Source organism: Piscinibacter sp., assembly GCF_047600445.1.
Taxonomy (GTDB): Bacteria; Pseudomonadota; Gammaproteobacteria; order Burkholderiales; family Burkholderiaceae_C; genus Piscinibacter.
On the sequence record NZ_JASGKT010000002.1, the window covers coordinates 618,451 to 634,737 of the forward strand.

Consider the following 16,287-nt stretch of genomic DNA (forward strand, 5'->3'; position numbering starts at 1 on the left):
CCCCCCATGCACCGCATCGCCGCCCTCTCGCTCGCGTTCGTTTTCACCACGGCGCTGGCCGCCCCGGCCCAGGCCCAGGAGGCGGCGATCCGCAAGAACCTCGCCGAACGCCTGCCCAACTTCCCGAAGATCGACGAGGTGGTCAAGAGCCCGGTCGCCGGGCTGTACGAAGTGCGCTCGGGCACCGAGATCTTCTACACCGACGAGCAGGCCAACTTCATCGTCGACGGCCACCTGATCGACACGCGCACGCGCGCCAACCTGACGCAGGAGCGCATCGACAAGCTCACCGCGATCGACTTCGCCAAGCTGCCGTTCAAGGACGCGATCGTCTGGAAGCAGGGCAGCGGCGAGCGCAAGATGGCGGTGTTCGCCGACCCGAACTGCGGCTACTGCAAACGCTTCGAGCGCGATTTGAACGAGGTGAAGAACATCACCGTCTACACCTTCCTCTACCCCATCCTGGGCGCGGATTCGCTGGAGAAGTCGAAGAACATCTGGTGCGCGAAAGACCGCACCGCCGCCTGGCGCGACTGGATGCTCGAGGGCGCCGCGCCCGCCAAGGCGATGGGCCAGTGCGACACCGCGGCGCTGCAGCGCAACGCCGACTTCGGCCGCAAGTACCGCATCAACGGCACGCCCGGCGTGATCTTCGAGGACGGCAAGCGCTCGCCCGGCGCGATGAGCGCCGAGCAGATCGAGAAGCAGCTCCTGGCCAGCCGCGCCGCCGCCCCCAAGCCGTGACGATCAGCTACCGCGTCGACGCCGCGGACGTCCACGCGCACCAGTTCCACGTCACGCTGCGCGTGCCGCGCCCGGCCGCCGCGCAGCGCCTCAGCCTACCGGTGTGGATTCCGGGCAGCTACCTGGTGCGCGAGTTCGCGCGCCACCTCAGCGACCTGCGCGCCGAGCAGGGCGGCCGGCCCGTGGCGCTGGAGCAGCTCGACAAGACCACCTGGCTGGCGCGCTGCGCCGGGCGCGGCGAGCTGACCGTCAGCGCGCGCGTCCATGCCTTCGACACCTCGGTGCGCTGCGCCTTCCTCGACGCGCAGCGCGGCTTCTTCAACGGCACCGGGCTGTGCCTGCGCGTCGAAGGGCGCGAGGCCGAGCCGCACCGTGTGCAGGTCGGCGCGCTGCCGCGCGGCTGGCAGGTGGCGACGGCGATGCGCGCGCTGAAGGTCGATGCCAACGGCCGCGGTACCTACGAGGCGGCCGACTACGACGAACTGGTCGACCACCCCTTCGAACTCGGCCGCTTCTGGCGCGGCGCGTTCCGCGCGCACGGCGTGCCGCACGAGTTCGTCGTCGCCGGCGCGCTGCCCGACTTCGACGGCGAACGCCTGCTGGCCGACGCGCGCCGCATCTGCGAGGCGCAGATCGCCTTCTGGCACGGCGCGCGCAAGCCCCGGGCGCCGTTCGACCGCTACGTGTTCCTGCTCAACACCGCCGAAGACGGCCACGGCGGACTCGAACACCGCGCCAGCACCGCCTTGCTGACGGCGCGCCGCAACCTGCCGCAGCTCGGCCGCGCCGAGGCGAGCGAGGGCTACGTCGAACTGCTCGGCCTGATCAGCCACGAGTACTTCCACACCTGGAACGTCAAGCGGCTGCGCCCGGCGGAGTTCGCGCGCTACGACTACACGCGGGAGAACTACACGCGGCTGCTGTGGTTCTTCGAGGGCTTCACCTCGTACTACGACGACCTGATCCTGCGCCGCTGCGGCCTGATCGACACGCCGCGCTACCTCAGGCTGCTCGCGCGCACCGTCGGCAGCGTCGCCGCCGTGCCCGGGCGCGAGGCGCAGAGCGTGGCCGAGGCGAGCTTCGATGCCTGGGTGAAGTTCTACCGCCCCGACGAGAACACGCCCAACGCCACCATCAGCTACTACGCCAAGGGCGCGCTGGTGGCGCTGGCGCTCGACCTTTCGCTGCGCCGCGACGGCAGCTCGCTCGACGCGGTGATGCGCGCGCTGTGGAACGCCAGCGGCGGCGGGCCCATAGGCGAAGCCGACATCGCCGCCGCCTTGCAGGGCTGCGCCGGCCGCTCGTATGCGAGGGAACTGGCCGAGTGGGTGCACGGCCGCGCCGAGCTGCCGCTGAAGGGCCTGCTGCACGGCGCCGGCATCGCGTGGCAGGCGCAGCCGGCCACGCTGGCGCAGCGCGTCGGCCTGCGCGTGGCCGAGAGCGCGCTGACCGGCGTCAAGGCGACGCACGTGCTGCGCGGCGGCGCGGCCGAGGCGGCCGGCGTCGCGCCCGGCGACGAGGTCCTCGCCGTGGCCGGCTGGCGCATCCGCCGCCTCGACGACGCGCTGCGCCTGATGAGGCCGGGGCAGGGCAGCGAGTGGCTGCTGGCGCGCGACCAGCGCGTGCTGGCGGTGCGCGTGGTGCTGCCGCGCGATGCCGGCATCGGCGCGCCGGTGCAACTGGCCGCCGACGCGAAGCCGGCCCCCGCCGCGCAGGCGCTGCGCGAGGCATGGCTGGGCCGCTGAGCCGCGCCGCCTTCACGCCGCGACGACGCCTCGCCTTCGCCGCGCTCACGGCCGCCGTGCTCGCGCTGCATGCGTGGTTGGCCGCCGCGCTGCGCGACCGGCTCGGCGACATCGCGCAGCGCGCGGCGATGCCGGCGCGCATCGAAGTGGCCTACGTGCGCGAGCTGGAGCCGGCCGCGCCGCCGGCGGTCGCACCACCTCCACCGCAGCAGCCGCCGCCGACGCCGCGCCGCGCGCGGCCACCGGCGCCGGCCCCGAGCGCGGCCTCGGCGCCCGAGCCGGTGGACAGCGGGTCCGGAACGGGCTCGCAGGAACCGCCGCCGCCGCCCGAGCCTGAACCCGAGCCAGAACCCGACACGCCGCCGCCCGCCGCTGAAACACCCTTACTGGCCGTCGCCGAACCCGCCAGCGCGGCGGCCTCGGCCCCCGAACCCTTCGCCTGGCCGGCCGCCACGCGCCTGAGCTACAAACTGAGCGGCAACGTGCGCGGCGAGGTGCATGGCGATGCGCAGGTGGAATGGATCCGCCAGGGCGAGCGCTACCAGGTGCACCTCGACGTGACCGTGGGCCTGCCCGTCGCGCCCCTGCTGTCGCGCCGCATGAGCAGCGACGGCGAGCTGACCGGCGAGGGCCTGTTCCCGCGCCGCTACGACGAGGACACCAAGATGATGTTCCGCGACCGCCGCCGCGTGACCCTGCTGCTGGAGCCCGAGACCATCGTGATGCCCGACGGCCGGCGCCTGCGCCGCCAGGCCGGCGTGCAGGACACCGCCAGCCAGTTCGTGCAGATGAGCTGGCTGTTCAGCACCCGGCCGGCGCTGCTGCGCACCGGCAACACGGTCGACTTCGCGCTCGCGCTGCCCAGGAGCGTCGACCGCTGGGTCTACGACGTGCTCGGCGAGGAGCCGGTGGCCACGCCCTTCGGCGCCGTCGAGGCCTTCCACCTCAAGCCGCGGCGCGTGTCGCGCCCGGGCGGCGAACTGGTGGCCGAGATCTGGTTCGCGCCGGCGCTGCGCTACCTGCCCGCGCGCATCCGCATCGAGCAGGACGGCGAGACCTTCATCGACCTCGTGCTGGCGCGCAAGCCCGAGCTGGCGCCGTAGCGCGCGCCGTATAGTCGCCGCAGCACATCCAAGGAGACGCCCATGAGCGACCAGAACATCCTCGTCGAAACCCGCGGCGCCGGCGAGCGCCGCGCCGGCTGGATCACGCTGAACCGGCCCAAGCAGCTCAACGCGTTGAACGACGCGCTGATGGACGAGCTGGGCGCCGCGCTGAAGGCCTTCGACGCCGACGACGGCATCGGCTGCATGGTCATCACCGGCAGCGAGAAGGCCTTCGCCGCCGGCGCCGACATCGGTGCGATGGCGAGCTGGAGCTACATGGACGTCTACAAGACCGACTACATCACGCGCAACTGGGAGACGCTGCGCGGCGTGCGCAAGCCGGTGATCGCCGCGGTGGCCGGCTTCGCGCTCGGCGGCGGCTGCGAGCTGGCGATGATGTGCGACTTCATCATCGCCGCCGACAACGCGAAGTTCGGCCAGCCCGAGATCAAGCTCGGCGTCATCCCCGGCGCCGGCGGCACGCAGCGCCTGCCGCGCGCGATCTCCAAGGCCAAGGCGATGGACATGGTGCTGACCAGCCGCATGATGGACGCCGCCGAAGCCGAGCGCGCCGGCCTGGTCTCGCGCGTGGTGCCGGCCGCCGAGCTGCTCGAGGTGACGCTGGCCGCCGCGCAGACCATCTGCGAATTCAGCGGACCGAGCGTGATGATGGCCAAGGAGTGCGTCAACCGCGCCTACGAGGGGCCGCTGAGCGAGGGCATGGCGTTCGAGCGGCGCCTGTTCCATTCCCTGTTCGCCACCGAAGACCAGAAGGAAGGCATGGCCGCCTTCGTGGAGAAGCGCAAGCCGCGGTTCAGGCAGCGCTGACGCTCAGGGCTGCACCCAGCGCGCGCCGTGCCCGTTGAAGACCGCCCGGCGGTGCCCGTCGGCGTGCAGTTCCAGCCAGTCGATGGACTCGATGCTCGCCTCGATGACCGAGAAGTAGTCGCGCGCCACCGGAGCGTGCGGCGGCGCGGTCGGCGTTGGCGTGGCGACCGTGGCGCCCGGCGGCAGCGGCGAGAGGTAGTCCTGCGCGGCCGGCGTGAGGCGCACGCGCGCCCAGCGCGACGAAGCCGACAGGCCCGACATCTCGATGGCGAGCCGCACGCGGCAGCGCAACTGCCAGCCCAGCGGCTGCGACCACATCACCAGCGTGCCGTAGGGGTGGCTCAGCAACTGGCGCACCTTGCCGGCGCGCTCGTCGGTGTAGATCAGCAGCTGCTTCTGGCGCTCGTCGAGCTCGCGCAGCACCACGGCGCGCGCGTCGGCGCGTTCGCCGTCGACGGTGGCCAGCACCGGCGTGCGCCAGGGGTGCGACTTGTCGGCGATGCACAGCGCCAACTGGCGCCAGATCGCGGCCTCGACGGCACCCAGCGTATCGAGGCGGTCGGCCATCTGCGTCAGGCCTCCTTGCGCAGCGACGGGAACAGGATCACGTCGCGGATGCTCGGACTGTCGGTCAGCAGCATGATCAGCCGGTCGATGCCGATGCCGCAGCCGCCGGTGGGCGGCATGCCGTACTCGAGCGCGCGGATGAAGTCGGCGTCGTAGTACATCGCCTCGTCGTCGCCGGCTTCCTTGTTGGCCACCTGCGCCTGGAAGCGCGCCGCCTGGTCCTCGGCGTCGTTCAGCTCGGAGAAGCCGTTGGCGTACTCGCGCCCGGTGATGAACAGCTCGAAGCGCTCGGTGACGGCCGGGTTGGCGTCGGAGGCGCGCGCCAGCGGGCTCACCTCGACGGGGTAGTCGATGATGAAGGTCGGATCCCAGAGCTTTTCTTCCACCGCCGCCTCGAACAGGCCGAACTGCAGCTCGGCGAGCGTCCAGTGCGCCGGCGGTTCCTCGCCGAGCGACTTCAGCTTGTCGTGCAGCGCGCGCGCGTCGCCGGCCTCGGCGGGCGTCAGGCCGGCGTGCGCCACCAGCGCGTCGTGCACCGTCAGGCGCGCGAAGGGCTTGTCCAGGTCGACCGGCCGGCCGGCGTAGCCGAGGCTCGCCGAGCCGGTGGCCTGGCGCGCCGCGTGGCGAAGCAACTGCTCGGTGAAGTCCATCAGGTCGTGATGGTTCCAGTAGGCCGCATAGAACTCCATCATCGTGAATTCCGGGTTGTGCCGGACGCTGATGCCTTCGTTGCGGAAATTGCGGTTGATCTCGAACACGCGCTCGAAGCCGCCGACGACCAGGCGCTTCAGGTACAGCTCGGGCGCGATGCGCAGGAACATCTCCTGGTCGAGCGCGTTGTGGTGCGTGACGAAGGGCTTGGCGTTCGCGCCGCCGGGAATCGGGTGCAGCATCGGCGTCTCGACCTCGAGAAAGCCGTGCTCGACCATGAAGTTGCGTATCGACGCCACCGCCTTGCTGCGCGCCATGAAGCGCAGCCGCGCCTGCTCGTCGGTCATCAGGTCGACGTAGCGCTGGCGGTACTTCTGCTCCTGGTCGGTCATGCCGTGGAACTTGTCGGGCAGCGGCCGCAGGCTCTTGGTCAGCAGGCGCAGCGTGTTCACGGTGACCGTCAGTTCGCCGGTGCGCGTGCGCATCAGCGTGCCCTCGGCGCCGAGGATGTCGCCCAGGTCCCAGTGCTTGAACTGCTCGTAGCCCTCGGCGCCGATGCCGTCGACGCTGACGCGCAACTGGATGCGGCCCGAGGCGTCCTGCAGCGTCGCGAAGCTGGCCTTGCCCATGATGCGCTTGAGCATCATGCGGCCGGCGACGCTGACCTTCACCGCCTGCGGCTCGAGTTCCTCGTTGGGGATCTCGCCGTACCTGCGCTGCAGCTCCAGCGCGCGCTGCGCGGGCTTGAAGTCGTTCGGGAACACCGCGGCGCCCCTGGCCTTGGCCTGCGCGCGCAGCTCGGCGAGTTTTTCGCGGCGTTCGGCGATGAGCTGGTTGTCGTCGGGGGCGGCGGCGGCGGGGTGGGCGTCGGTCATGGCGGGGTCCGGTGGACCGGCGATTTTAGGGGCCGGGCCGGCCGGTATCATTCCAGGTTCCCCGTCACGGGCGGACCCAGCCCCGAGTTGGCTTCGACATCGATGAAGAACGAGAGTGAGTGGCGACCGAGCAAATACGTCCAGCGGGGCAAGACCCTCGTGGCCTCTCGCAATGTCGAGGAGGTGGGCGTCGCCTCGCGGCTGATCGCGGATCTCGTGGCAGCCCGCTACGCCGCCCTCCTGCCGCGATTCGCACGAGGCCGGCTCGTCGATCTCGGCTGCGGCAAGGCGCCGCTCTATGCGGCCTACCGGCCCCATGTTGACAGTGTGACCTGCGTGGATTGGGGCAACTCGGTCCATGCCAGTCCGTACCTGGATGTGCAGACCAGCCTGTCCGAGCGCCTGCCCTTCGGCGACGGCCAGTTCGACACCATCCTGCTGTCGGACGTGCTGGAGCACATCGCCGATCCCGGCCTGCTGTGGGACGAGATGGCCCGCATCGTCGCACCGGGCGGCCACGTCATCCTGAACGTGCCGTTCCTGTACTGCATCCATGAGTCGCCGTACGATTTCTACCGCTACACGGGCTTCGCGCTGAAGCGCTTCGCGGAGATGCGCGGGATGGCCGTCACCGTGTTGGAACCCATCGGTGGCGGGCTGGACGTACTTGCGGACACGCTGGCAAAGCACCTGCAGTTCGTGCCGGTGCTGGGCGCTCCGCTGGCCCGCGCCGTCCAGGCGCTGGTGGCTTGGTTTGGCAGGACGGGCCCGGGCCGTCGGTTTTCGCAGAACTCCGGAAGGGTAATGCCGTTGGGTTACTTCATGGTGGCATCAAGAGGTGGGCAATGAACGCTGCTGCAGTCAGCGTCAACTGGGACTGGTATGACGACGTGCTTGCCCGTAGCATTCGACCCTCGCAAGACGCGCCGACGTCGCGGTTCGGACTACGAAGCAGGCGGGTGCACTTATCGACGTGCATGGCAGAATGAATTGGGCGAAAAGCGATGAGTGACAAACCGATCTATGTGACGCAACCCAATTTGCCGCCCTTGGAAGAGTTCGTTCCTTACCTTCGGCAAATCTGGGATAGCAAGATCCTGACCAATGGTGGTCCGTACCATCAGCAGTTAGAGCACGCACTCTGTGAATACCTTGGTGTCGATCACCTGTCGCTGTTTGCAAATGGCACTCTAGCGCTGGTTACGGCCTTACAGGCTCTGCGCATCACTGGGGAAGTGATCACGACGCCGTATTCGTTCGTCGCCACGGCTCATGCGCTACTTTGGAACGACATCAAGCCGGTGTTCGTGGATATCGACCCCGAATCGCTCAATCTCGACCCCGCGAAGGTCGAGGCTGCAATCACTACGAAGACCACAGCCATCCTGCCGGTGCACTGTTATGGGCGGCCGTGCAACGTATCTGCGATCCAGAAGATCGCAGACAACTACAATCTCAAGGTGGTGTATGACGCTGCGCATGCGTTCGGCGTGCAGAACGCATGCGGCGGCATCTTGCGGCATGGTGACCTGTCCGTGCTCAGCTTTCATGCCACCAAGGTGTTCAACACATTCGAGGGCGGGGCGATCGTTAGCCCGGACGCCAAGTCAAAGCAGCACATTGACCACCTGAAGAACTTTGGATTTGTGGACGAAGTGACTGTCGTCGCACCGGGCATCAACGCCAAGATGAGCGAAGTCAACGCGGCCTTTGGTCTGCTGCAACTGCGGCACGTAGATGAGGCCTTGAAGCGACGGGCACAGATTTCAAACACCTATCGTCAAGCTCTTGAGCGGGTCCACGGTATTCGTCTGTTGAGCGAGCCGGAGCACGTTCAAGCAAACCACGGCTACTTTCCGATTTTGGTCGAGGACAGTTATCCGCTGGCGCGTGACGAACTCTATCAACGGATGCGTGAACGAAATATCTACGCGCGGCGCTACTTCTACCCATTGATCTCGGAGTTTCCGATGTATCGAGGACTGCCATCGGCACAAGCTACCAACTTGCCTGCGGCGACCCGGGCTGCAGCACGAGTACTCTGCCTGCCAATATTTCCGGCTATGACACCGGCGGAGCAGGAGCGAGTCATCGACGTAGTACGAGCGAGCTGATATGGCACACCTCGTGCGCGAAGAATTGGAGCGCATGGGATTTGCGTCCGTCGGCCGCAACGTGTTGCTCTCGGATCGAGCTTCGTTCTACAACTGCTCGCGGATTTCTCTTGGGGACAACGTTCGAATAGACGATTTTTGCGTCCTCTCTGCTGGCTTGGGCGGTATCGAAATTGGCGACTACGTGCATGTTGCCGTGTACACATCGCTCATCGGTGCCGGCCGGATCGTTCTTTCCGATTTCTGCAATCTCTCTTCGCGGGTCTCCGTCTACTCCAGCAGTGATGACTATTCGGGTGCGTCTATGACCAACCCGATGGTCCCGGCCAAGTACACAGGTGTCACCCACGCAGATGTGCTCATGGGCAAGCATGTGATCGTCGGCGCGGGTAGCGTGATACTTCCAGGGGTGACCCTGGGAGAGGGGGTTTCCGTGGGTGCTCTCAGTCTCGTCAATCGGGACTGCGAACCTTTCAGCGTCTACGCAGGTATACCTGCACGCCGATTTGGAGAACGCAAGCGAGATCTGCTGGCGCTCGAGGCCGAGCTTCTTCGCGGCAGCGAACGTCGGTGAGTCCGCTCAAGATCAACCTTCTCGCCAACTACATCAGCCAGATCTATGTTGCGCTGATCGGCATCGTTATGGTGCCGGTGCTGCTGAGCTACATGGGCGCGGAGGCCTATGGGCTGGTCGGATTCTTCGCGATGTTGCAGGGATGGTTTGTCGTGCTTGACTTGGGGTTCTCAGCGGCACTATCGCGGGAAGCGGCGAGACGCAAGGGCCTTGCGTCGGAGATGGCTGACTTGCGACACCTGCTGCGGGTGGTTGAGAAGCTGTTCCTTGTAGTCAGCGCGGCAGGAGCGGTGCTAGCCCTGGTGGGCGCACCGGTTGTCGCTCAACGATGGTTGCGGGTCGAGCACCTAGCATCAGCCGATGTTCGTTCTGCACTGATTCTGATGACGCTGGCCGCGCTACTACGTTGGGTATCCGGCCTGTACCGTGGCGTTATCGCCGGCTTGGAGAGGCAGGTATGGTTGGGTGCCTTCAACTGTCTGATCGTGACCTTGCGCTTCGTTGTGGTCATACTGTTCTTCATGTGGGTTGGTGTCGGGCCCGTTGCCTTCTTTGCTTACCAATTGGGTGTGGCCGCCTTCGAACTGCTCGTCGTGGGTGGCTATGCTTACCGGTTGCTCCCGACTGAAAGACCTGATGCGGCGACCGGGGAGCGTCTTCCAGAGTCATTTCGGGAGTTTGCTCTGTTCGCTATCAGTATGGCCTCGACCAGTATCGTCTGGGCATTTGCTACCCAAGTCGACAAGGTATTGCTTTCAAGCATGCTCCCATTGTCCGAGTACGGCTACTTTTCAGTCGCCGTCTTAGTTGCGGGCGCCGTACTCATGATGACTGGGCCGCTGGGCATGGCTGTGTTACCGCGAATGTCTCGACTTGTCCGCGAGGGAGACATCGAAGCGCTAGTTGTGCTCTACCGGAACGCAACACAGCTAACGACGGTGGCGTCGGTTCCGGTTGTCCTCACGCTTAGCCTTTTTCCCGAGCAACTGCTTTGGGCTTGGACAGGCGACCAAGCCACGGTGTCACAAGCCGCTCAAGTGATGGCGCTGTATGCAGCGGGCTATGGCTTTCTCGTCCTTGCCGCGCTCCCCTACTTTATTCAGCATGCCAAGGGCGATCTGCGCCTGCACCTTACCGGCACGGTGCTATTCGTGATCGTGTTGGCGCCGCTGCTGTGGGTGGCGGTGGCTCGGAATGGCATGGCCGGCGCCGGATTGGCCTGGTTGGTGGTCAACATGCTGTTCTTCTTTGCGTGGGTGCCCTTGGCGCATCAGCGCTTTCTCCCAGGGGTGCATACAACTTGGCTACTACGAGACATTGCCTCAATTGTTCTGCCGACGCTGCTGTGCGCACTCTTACTGTCGGCTCTTCTACCTTGGCCTGAACAACGGGCGACGGTGGCGTTGCAGATAGTCGGAGTGACTCTATTGTTGCTGTCGTGCGCGACCATCTGCAGCCGCCAGGGACGCGCGCTTCTGACGCAACTGATGAGAAGGTCTTGATGATGCAGAGGTGCGTGGTCGGGCGTCGAGCCGGGGAGTGGCGTTGCCTTATGCGACGCGCGAATCGCGTAGGGCGAGGGGAAAACCTCCTGCGTGTGTGTTGCGGGTGGGCAGAACAGCGCTGCTTCATGTTCGAGAGGAAGGTATGACCTCGCCAAGTGCCCCTCTGGTGTCGGTGTGCGTTGCTACCTACAAGCAGGATCGCTACATCGAAGAATGCCTGCTGAGTGTTTTGGCGCAGGCAGGCGATGTCCCGATAGAAGTATTGGTCGGCAACGATGGCGACTCCCCTGATACGCCACATATCGTGGCGCGACTGTCGGCACGTTTTCCAGGAGTCATCCGCTATTTCGCGCACGAGCGGAATCTCGGTGCATCACGCAACTACCAGTTCTTGGTGCGGGAGGCGAGGGGGTACTACATCGCCCATCTGGACGGCGACGATTATTGGCTGCCCGGGAAGCTCAGGGCGCAGATCGCATTGCTGGAGGAGCGACCTGATAGTCCAGCCTGTTACGCCAACGCTGTCGTGATTGATGACGCGGGCAGGTTGCTCGGTGCCTTCACATCCTTCTCAGGGCGAGAGATCGATTTGCCCACTCTTGTGATGCGGGGCAACTTCCTGAACCATAGTTCGTTGTTGTATAGAGCGAGCCATCGCGATGTGGTGCTCGATATCAGCGACGAGTGGGTGGACTACCGGTTGCACTTGGGGTTTGCGCGCCGTGGAGTGCTTAGCACGATCGATCGAGTCTTGGTCGTTTATCGGTCCGGCTCGGAGCAGTCGATGATCGATACCATGGCGGATCACGTCCATGAGCGGGTGTTCGAAGCCATGTGCACCGTTCTGCCTCAGTCGTCCATTGTCCGGGAGGTGAGGCGAAGTGCCCTGGGGACATTCTGGGCTGCACACTTGATCGCGTCGATGCGGCAACGGCGGCGTCGACCAGCTTTGTACTGGTACCGGCGCATCCGCGACGCATTCCCACAAGATGCCGTGCCGACGCTGATCGTCGGTGTGTACATCGCTGGCGGCCGGATGCTACGCGCCGTAGGTTCGAAGCTTTGGCGTGGTCGATCGTCGGTGGGGGCGTTGAGAGTTCTGTTCGAAAGGTAGGTACTAACCCTCACCGGTCGGTATGCCTGAGCGTGCTGATTGTCTTCCGCCTTTCAGTCCTTAAAGGCGGGAAGGGTCGAGTGCAGTTCAATTCTGTAATCTGGATGAATCGATTCGCTGTGGTACTGTTGAATTGGAACGCGGTTTCCGACACGATTGCGTGCCTGAACTCGCTCCCGAAGGCCGGGAAGGGCTCCGTTTCCATCGTCGTCGACAACGGTTCAGAGGACGATTCCGTCCCCCGACTCCTGCAATGGTCGCGAGCCCGCGGTGTCGCGCTGGCCGATTGCCGCGACGACGACTTGGCGGCCCTGTCGCAGTTCGCCGCCATGCCCGACTTGGTGCTGGTACGCAGCAAGGAGAACCTGGGCTTCGCCAAGGGCTGTAACCTCGGCCTGCAGGCTGTGTGTGCGCTGGGCCTTGAGGAAGTCGTCTTCCTAAACAACGACACCGTCGTCGCGCCGCGTGCGCTGTCGCGTCTTGTGGAGCGCCTGCGCGGCGATGCGGGCTTGTTCGCCACGATTCCGCTGATCCTGGTCCACGGCACGCGGACCATTTGGAATTGCGGGGGCAGGATTTCGAGGCTGGGCTTCCGGCGCTATCACCACGCCGGCGCCTCGCTCGACGCAACGCCGCTGCCGGCTGAACTCGAGTGCACCTTCTTCACAGGCTGCTGCTTCGCAGTACGAACGCAGCAGTTCGCCGCGCGCGGTGGCTTCACCGAGCGCTTCTTTTTCGGCGAGGAGGATTTCGAACTCTGTCTGTGGATGCTGGATCACGGCAAACGCGCCATGGTCCTGACCGACTGCGTTGTCGAGCACAAGGTCAGCGCGGCTTTCAACCGCGCCAGCCGACGTGATGCCGCACGGGTCTACGTTTACTACTTGAACCGCTTCATCCACATGCGGCTGCGGCTCGGGCGCGCGACCTGGTTCCTGTGGCTGCTCCTGTACCTGCCCTACACGGCCCAACTGCTGCTGCGCGGCTCGGCAGTGCGCCTGCGCGAGTTGCCGGGATTCGTCTGGCGATTGATCCGGGACGCGATGCGGCACGACGGCGTCGATCGGGCGAAGTTCATGAGCGTCATGAAAGGCGCGGCGGGATGAGCCTTGCCGCTGCCGCCGTGCTCGCGCTGCTCAGCCTTGCGTTTGGCAAGCTCGACCGCTGGTTGTGGGGCTCTGCGCTTACGCCAGGTGTTGTGCTGGCCTCAGGGTACGCGGTGATCGTGTTGATCTACGGCATCGCGCGCAGCTTCTACGACTTCGCCGAAGTGCGATGGATCACCTACGCTGCCCTGGCGCTGTTCATCGCCGCATGCATGCTTTGCAGCGTGGTTGCAGCGGCAACTCTGCACTGGCGGCGCAGTGAGATCCACACCAATGCTCGTGGGACGGGCGCAGCCGCGTCGATCGTGCTCGTGTTGGTACTGGCCGTGTTTCTCCCTGTCGCCGTGGTCACGTCGATCGCCAACGGTGGGCTTTGGTCGACGGGCGCGCGCGATGCGATGTCGAGTGGCCCAATTGGACACTTGCATGTGCTGTTGGCGTTTGCGACTGTGTGGTACGCGGTCGGCGGGAGAGGTGACGCATGGCGTCGCGCGCTTCTGCTCGCTACCGCACTTGCGGCGCTGTCGCTCTACCCGGTCAAAGGATGGACGCTCATTCCGCTGACCGCCGTCATTTTTGCCGTGCTCTATCGATCCCGTACTACTAGTAGTTCCGCGTGGAAGTATTTGCCACTGCTCGCATTGACCGGGACAGCAGTGTTCTTCACGATCTACGTGGCGCGCGCCGACCTCGGGGCAGCAGACGGTGAAGTCGCTGCAGGGGTTCTCTCGGCGGTCTTCGAGCACTTTTTGTTCTACCTGACAGCGGGTCTGTTTGGGCTGGACGCTGTCGTCGCAGGGTTGCAACTACCGGGTGGGCCAATTCTCCTATTTGCGCCGCTGCACAACATGCTGGCCATATTGACTGGTGATTTGCTGGTCTCGTCGTTCAGTTCGGTGTATGTGGAGGGAATGGAGAGCCACGACACAGGGGGCAACGTCTTTTCGTTTCTCGGAAGCTTAGTCGGCTATGGTGGTGTGCTTGTGGGGGTGGCCACCGCAGGCCTGATCGTGACTCTTGCCTATATCTTGTTGGGTTTGGCCTGGCGAATGCGCGCGGCTCCGCTTCGCGCCGCGGCGCTGTATGTCCTCGCGACGCTTGCGTTTGGGTGGTTTGACTACTACCTCTGGTTGCTAACGCCTTGGGAAGTACTAGTCATCGGCGTTCTGGTGGCGTTGCCGGCACTATCGTGGCGCCGGAGATCGACATGAAAGTCGCCTTCATGGCCCCCGCCAGCGTCGTGCACACCCAGCGCTGGGTCACGAGCCTCGCTGCCCGCGGGGTCGACCTGCTGTTGCTGACGCAGCACGCGCCGGGCGAGTGGCCCGTCCCGGGCGGCGTTCGCCTGCAGATGCTGCTCTTCGAAGGCAACAAGGGCTACTTCCTCAATGCACCGGCGGCACGCCGCGCCTTGCGCGACTACGGCCCCGACTTGGTCAATTGCCACTACGCATCGGGTTACGGCACGCTGGCTTCGCTGTGTGGCCGTCGCCCCTGCTTGTTGTCGGTATGGGGCTCCGACGTGTACGACTTTCCCTACCAGTCCGCCATTGCCGGTCGCATCGTGCGCCACAACCTGCGGCATGCGGACCGTATCGCGTCGACCAGCCATGTGATGGCGGCACAGGTGCGCCGGCTCGTGCCCAACGTCGGCGAGATCGACATCACACCGTTCGGCGTGGAGTGCGATCGTTTCATCCCCATGCCGCAGCGGCGCGATGGCGGCGCGATCACGATCGGCACGGTGAAGACGCTGGCCGACAAGTACGGCATCGACACGCTGATCGACGCGTTCGCCGCGCTGCTGCGCGAGGCGTCGTCGCTGCCACCGGAACTGCGCGGGCGCCTGCGCCTGCTGCTGGTGGGTGACGGCCCCGAACGCGCGGCGCTGGAGGCGCGCGTCGATGCGCTGGGGCTGCGCGAGCGCGTCACGTTTGCGGGCAAGGTGCCGCACTGCGAGGTGCCGGCCTGGCTGAACCGCCTCGACATCTACGTGGCAGCCGAGCCGCCTCGACAGCGAGAGCTTCGGCGTGGCGATCATCGAGGCCTCGAGCTGCGAGCTGCCGGTCGTCGTGTCGGATGCCGGCGGCCTGCCGGAAGTCGTGCGCGACGGCGTGACGGGGCTGGTGGTGCCGCGCAACGACAGTGCCGCACTGAGCGCGGCGCTCGCACGCCTTGTTGCCGACGCAGAACTGCGCGCACGGATGGGCAAGGCCGGGCGGGCCCTGGTGCAGCGCGAGTACGAATGGGAGCGCTGCGTCGACCACATGCTCGAGTGTTATGCGGCGCTGCTGCGTTCGCACCGCCGCTGATCCCGAGGACTTCCGAAGGCTGCCATGCTCGTCTCCATCATCTCCCCGTGCCGCAACGAAGCCGGCCACATCGACGCCTACGTCGAAGCCGTGCTGGCGCAGCAATGCCGCGGGTTCGAGCTGGAGGTCGTGATCGCCGATGGCCAGAGCGACGACGGCACGCGCGAGAAGCTCGAGGCCTGGATGCGCCGCGAGCCGCGCCTGAAGGTGATCGAGAACCCCGGCCGCATCGTTTCCACCGGACTGAACCTGGCGCTGCGCGAGTCGCGCGGCGAGATGGTCGTGCGCATGGACATCCACACGACGTATGCGCCCGACTACGTGGCCGAGTGCGTCAAGGCGCTGGAGGAGACCGGCGCCACCTGCGTGGGCGGGCCGTGGGTCGCCAAGGGTGAGGGGCTGGTGCAGCGCGCCATCGCCCGCGCGTTCCAGAGCCGTTTCGGCTCGGGCGGAGCGGCCTCGCGCGACGCGGCCTACAGCGGGCCGGTCGACACCGTCTATCTGGGCGCCTGGCGGCGTGCCGACCTGCTGGCGATCGGGGGCTTCGACGAAAGCCTGGTGCGCAACCAGGACGACGAGCTGAACCTGCGCATCGTCCGCGGTGGCGGCCGTGTGTGGCAGAGCAGTGCGATCCGCTCCGAGTACCGCCCACGGGCGTCGCTGGCGGCGCTGTTCCGGCAGTTCCACCAATACGGGTACTGGAAGATCCCGGTCATCCGCAAGCACCAGCTGCCCGCCTCACCGCGCCACCTGGTGCCATTCGGCTTGGTGCTGTGGCTGGTGGTGCTGGCGCTGGCGACGCCTTTTTCGATGATCGCTGCGATCGTGCTGGCGGCGACTCTGCTGGCGTACGGCGCGGCGGTGCTCGCCAACGCCTTTGCCGTCCAGGACGACGAATGGACCTTGCCGGGCGTGGCCGTCACCGCGCTGGCGTTCGCCTGCATGCATGCTGGCTACGGCCTGGGGTTCGGCCGCGCGCTGTGGGACTTCGCCGTCCTGCGGCGCGGCGCGGCCACGACGATGACGCGATTGACACGATGAAAGCG

Annotated in this window: 15 protein-coding genes and 1 pseudogene; 14 read left to right on the forward strand and 2 right to left on the reverse strand. The window is 66.1% G+C overall.

Annotation, left to right across the window (positions count from 1 at the left end; all coding sequences use genetic code 11):
• Positions 1-6: 6 nt before the first annotated feature.
• Genes QM792_RS06920 through QM792_RS06935 form a run of 4 tightly spaced genes read left to right on the forward strand, consistent with a single transcriptional unit; the run spans position 7 to position 4,423 of the window.
• Positions 7-744 carry a DsbC family protein gene (locus tag QM792_RS06920; RefSeq protein WP_415148705.1) on the forward strand — a complete coding sequence of 246 codons (738 nt, stop codon included), beginning with the start codon at positions 7-9 and terminating at the stop codon, positions 742-744.
• Complete coding sequence (locus QM792_RS06925; protein WP_415148706.1) at positions 741-2,489, forward strand: M61 family metallopeptidase; 1,749 nt, start codon at positions 741-743, stop codon at positions 2,487-2,489. Before QM792_RS06920 ends, QM792_RS06925 begins: the two co-directional genes overlap by 4 nt.
• Positions 2,474-3,592, forward strand: a complete 1,119-nt coding sequence (locus tag QM792_RS06930) for a DUF3108 domain-containing protein (RefSeq protein WP_415148708.1) — start codon at positions 2,474-2,476, stop codon at positions 3,590-3,592. Before QM792_RS06925 ends, QM792_RS06930 begins: the two co-directional genes overlap by 16 nt.
• Before the next feature lie 42 nt (positions 3,593-3,634).
• Positions 3,635-4,423: an enoyl-CoA hydratase gene (locus tag QM792_RS06935; protein WP_415148709.1), complete on the forward strand. Its 789-nt coding sequence runs from the start codon at positions 3,635-3,637 to the stop codon at positions 4,421-4,423.
• A 3-nt stretch (positions 4,424-4,426) separates the two neighbouring features.
• Here the strand turns inward: QM792_RS06935 and QM792_RS06940 are convergent, their stop codons facing one another.
• Positions 4,427-4,990, reverse strand: a complete 564-nt coding sequence (locus QM792_RS06940; protein ID WP_415148711.1) for a pyridoxamine 5'-phosphate oxidase family protein — start codon at positions 4,988-4,990, stop codon at positions 4,427-4,429.
• A gap of 5 nt (positions 4,991-4,995) precedes the next feature.
• Positions 4,996-6,516, reverse strand: coding sequence for a lysine--tRNA ligase (lysS, locus tag QM792_RS06945; RefSeq protein WP_415148713.1), 1,521 nt, complete (start codon positions 6,514-6,516; stop codon positions 4,996-4,998).
• A 102-nt stretch (positions 6,517-6,618) separates the two neighbouring features.
• On the opposite strand from lysS, the gene QM792_RS06950 reads away from it, so the two are divergent.
• The 10 genes and pseudogenes from QM792_RS06950 to QM792_RS06995 all read left to right on the forward strand — a co-directional run bounded on the left by QM792_RS06950 (position 6,619) and on the right by QM792_RS06995 (position 16,282).
• Positions 6,619-7,365 (forward strand): class I SAM-dependent methyltransferase, encoded by a 747-nt coding sequence (locus QM792_RS06950; protein WP_415148715.1) that lies wholly within the window; start codon positions 6,619-6,621, stop codon positions 7,363-7,365.
• Between the two features lie 155 nt (positions 7,366-7,520).
• Positions 7,521-8,630, forward strand: coding sequence for a DegT/DnrJ/EryC1/StrS family aminotransferase (locus tag QM792_RS06955; RefSeq protein WP_415148717.1), 1,110 nt, complete (start codon positions 7,521-7,523; stop codon positions 8,628-8,630).
• 1 nt (position 8,631) lies between these two features.
• On the forward strand, positions 8,632-9,204 hold the full coding sequence (locus QM792_RS06960; RefSeq protein WP_415148719.1) for an acyltransferase: 573 nt from the start codon (positions 8,632-8,634) through the stop codon (positions 9,202-9,204).
• Positions 9,201-10,706, forward strand: coding sequence for a lipopolysaccharide biosynthesis protein (locus QM792_RS06965; RefSeq protein ID WP_415148720.1), 1,506 nt, complete (start codon positions 9,201-9,203; stop codon positions 10,704-10,706). The genes QM792_RS06960 and QM792_RS06965 overlap by 4 nt, the downstream gene beginning before the upstream one ends.
• 145 nt (positions 10,707-10,851) lie before the next feature.
• Positions 10,852-11,823, forward strand: a complete 972-nt coding sequence (locus QM792_RS06970; RefSeq protein WP_415148722.1) for a glycosyltransferase family 2 protein — start codon at positions 10,852-10,854, stop codon at positions 11,821-11,823.
• Positions 11,824-11,927: 104 nt separating this feature from the next.
• Positions 11,928-12,929: a glycosyltransferase family 2 protein gene (locus QM792_RS06975; protein WP_415148724.1), complete on the forward strand. Its 1,002-nt coding sequence runs from the start codon at positions 11,928-11,930 to the stop codon at positions 12,927-12,929.
• On the forward strand, positions 12,926-14,140 hold the full coding sequence (locus QM792_RS06980; RefSeq protein WP_415148725.1) for a DUF6337 family protein: 1,215 nt from the start codon (positions 12,926-12,928) through the stop codon (positions 14,138-14,140). Before QM792_RS06975 ends, QM792_RS06980 begins: the two co-directional genes overlap by 4 nt.
• A gap of 11 nt (positions 14,141-14,151) precedes the next feature.
• A pseudogene (locus tag QM792_RS06985) lies at positions 14,152-14,868 on the forward strand (glycosyltransferase); the annotation flags it as partial.
• 91 nt (positions 14,869-14,959) lie between these two features.
• Entirely contained in the window at positions 14,960-15,241 is a 282-nt protein-coding gene (locus QM792_RS06990) for a glycosyltransferase (protein ID WP_415148727.1), read from the forward strand.
• Between the two features lie 24 nt (positions 15,242-15,265).
• Positions 15,266-16,282 (forward strand): glycosyltransferase family 2 protein, encoded by a 1,017-nt coding sequence (locus QM792_RS06995; RefSeq protein ID WP_415148729.1) that lies wholly within the window; start codon positions 15,266-15,268, stop codon positions 16,280-16,282.
• Positions 16,283-16,287: the final 5 nt, after the last annotated feature.

What these genes read in the sequence shown, in the direction of transcription:
- QM792_RS06920 (WP_415148705.1), top strand. Translation starts at nt 7, where the DNA reads ATGCACCGCATCGCCGCCCTCTCGCTCGCGTTCGTTTTCACCACGGCG.
- QM792_RS06930 (WP_415148708.1), top strand. Translation starts at nt 2,474, where the DNA reads ATGGCTGGGCCGCTGAGCCGCGCCGCCTTCACGCCGCGACGACGCCTC.
- QM792_RS06935 (WP_415148709.1), top strand. Translation starts at nt 3,635, where the DNA reads ATGAGCGACCAGAACATCCTCGTCGAAACCCGCGGCGCCGGCGAGCGC.
- QM792_RS06940 (WP_415148711.1), bottom strand. Translation starts at nt 4,990, where the DNA reads ATGGCCGACCGCCTCGATACGCTGGGTGCCGTCGAGGCCGCGATCTGG.
- lysS (WP_415148713.1), bottom strand. Translation starts at nt 6,516, where the DNA reads ATGACCGACGCCCACCCCGCCGCCGCCGCCCCCGACGACAACCAGCTC.
- QM792_RS06950 (WP_415148715.1), top strand. Translation starts at nt 6,619, where the DNA reads ATGAAGAACGAGAGTGAGTGGCGACCGAGCAAATACGTCCAGCGGGGC.
- QM792_RS06955 (WP_415148717.1), top strand. Translation starts at nt 7,521, where the DNA reads ATGAGTGACAAACCGATCTATGTGACGCAACCCAATTTGCCGCCCTTG.
- QM792_RS06960 (WP_415148719.1), top strand. Translation starts at nt 8,632, where the DNA reads ATGGCACACCTCGTGCGCGAAGAATTGGAGCGCATGGGATTTGCGTCC.
- QM792_RS06970 (WP_415148722.1), top strand. Translation starts at nt 10,852, where the DNA reads ATGACCTCGCCAAGTGCCCCTCTGGTGTCGGTGTGCGTTGCTACCTAC.
- QM792_RS06975 (WP_415148724.1), top strand. Translation starts at nt 11,928, where the DNA reads ATGAATCGATTCGCTGTGGTACTGTTGAATTGGAACGCGGTTTCCGAC.
- QM792_RS06980 (WP_415148725.1), top strand. Translation starts at nt 12,926, where the DNA reads ATGAGCCTTGCCGCTGCCGCCGTGCTCGCGCTGCTCAGCCTTGCGTTT.
- QM792_RS06995 (WP_415148729.1), top strand. Translation starts at nt 15,266, where the DNA reads ATGCTCGTCTCCATCATCTCCCCGTGCCGCAACGAAGCCGGCCACATC.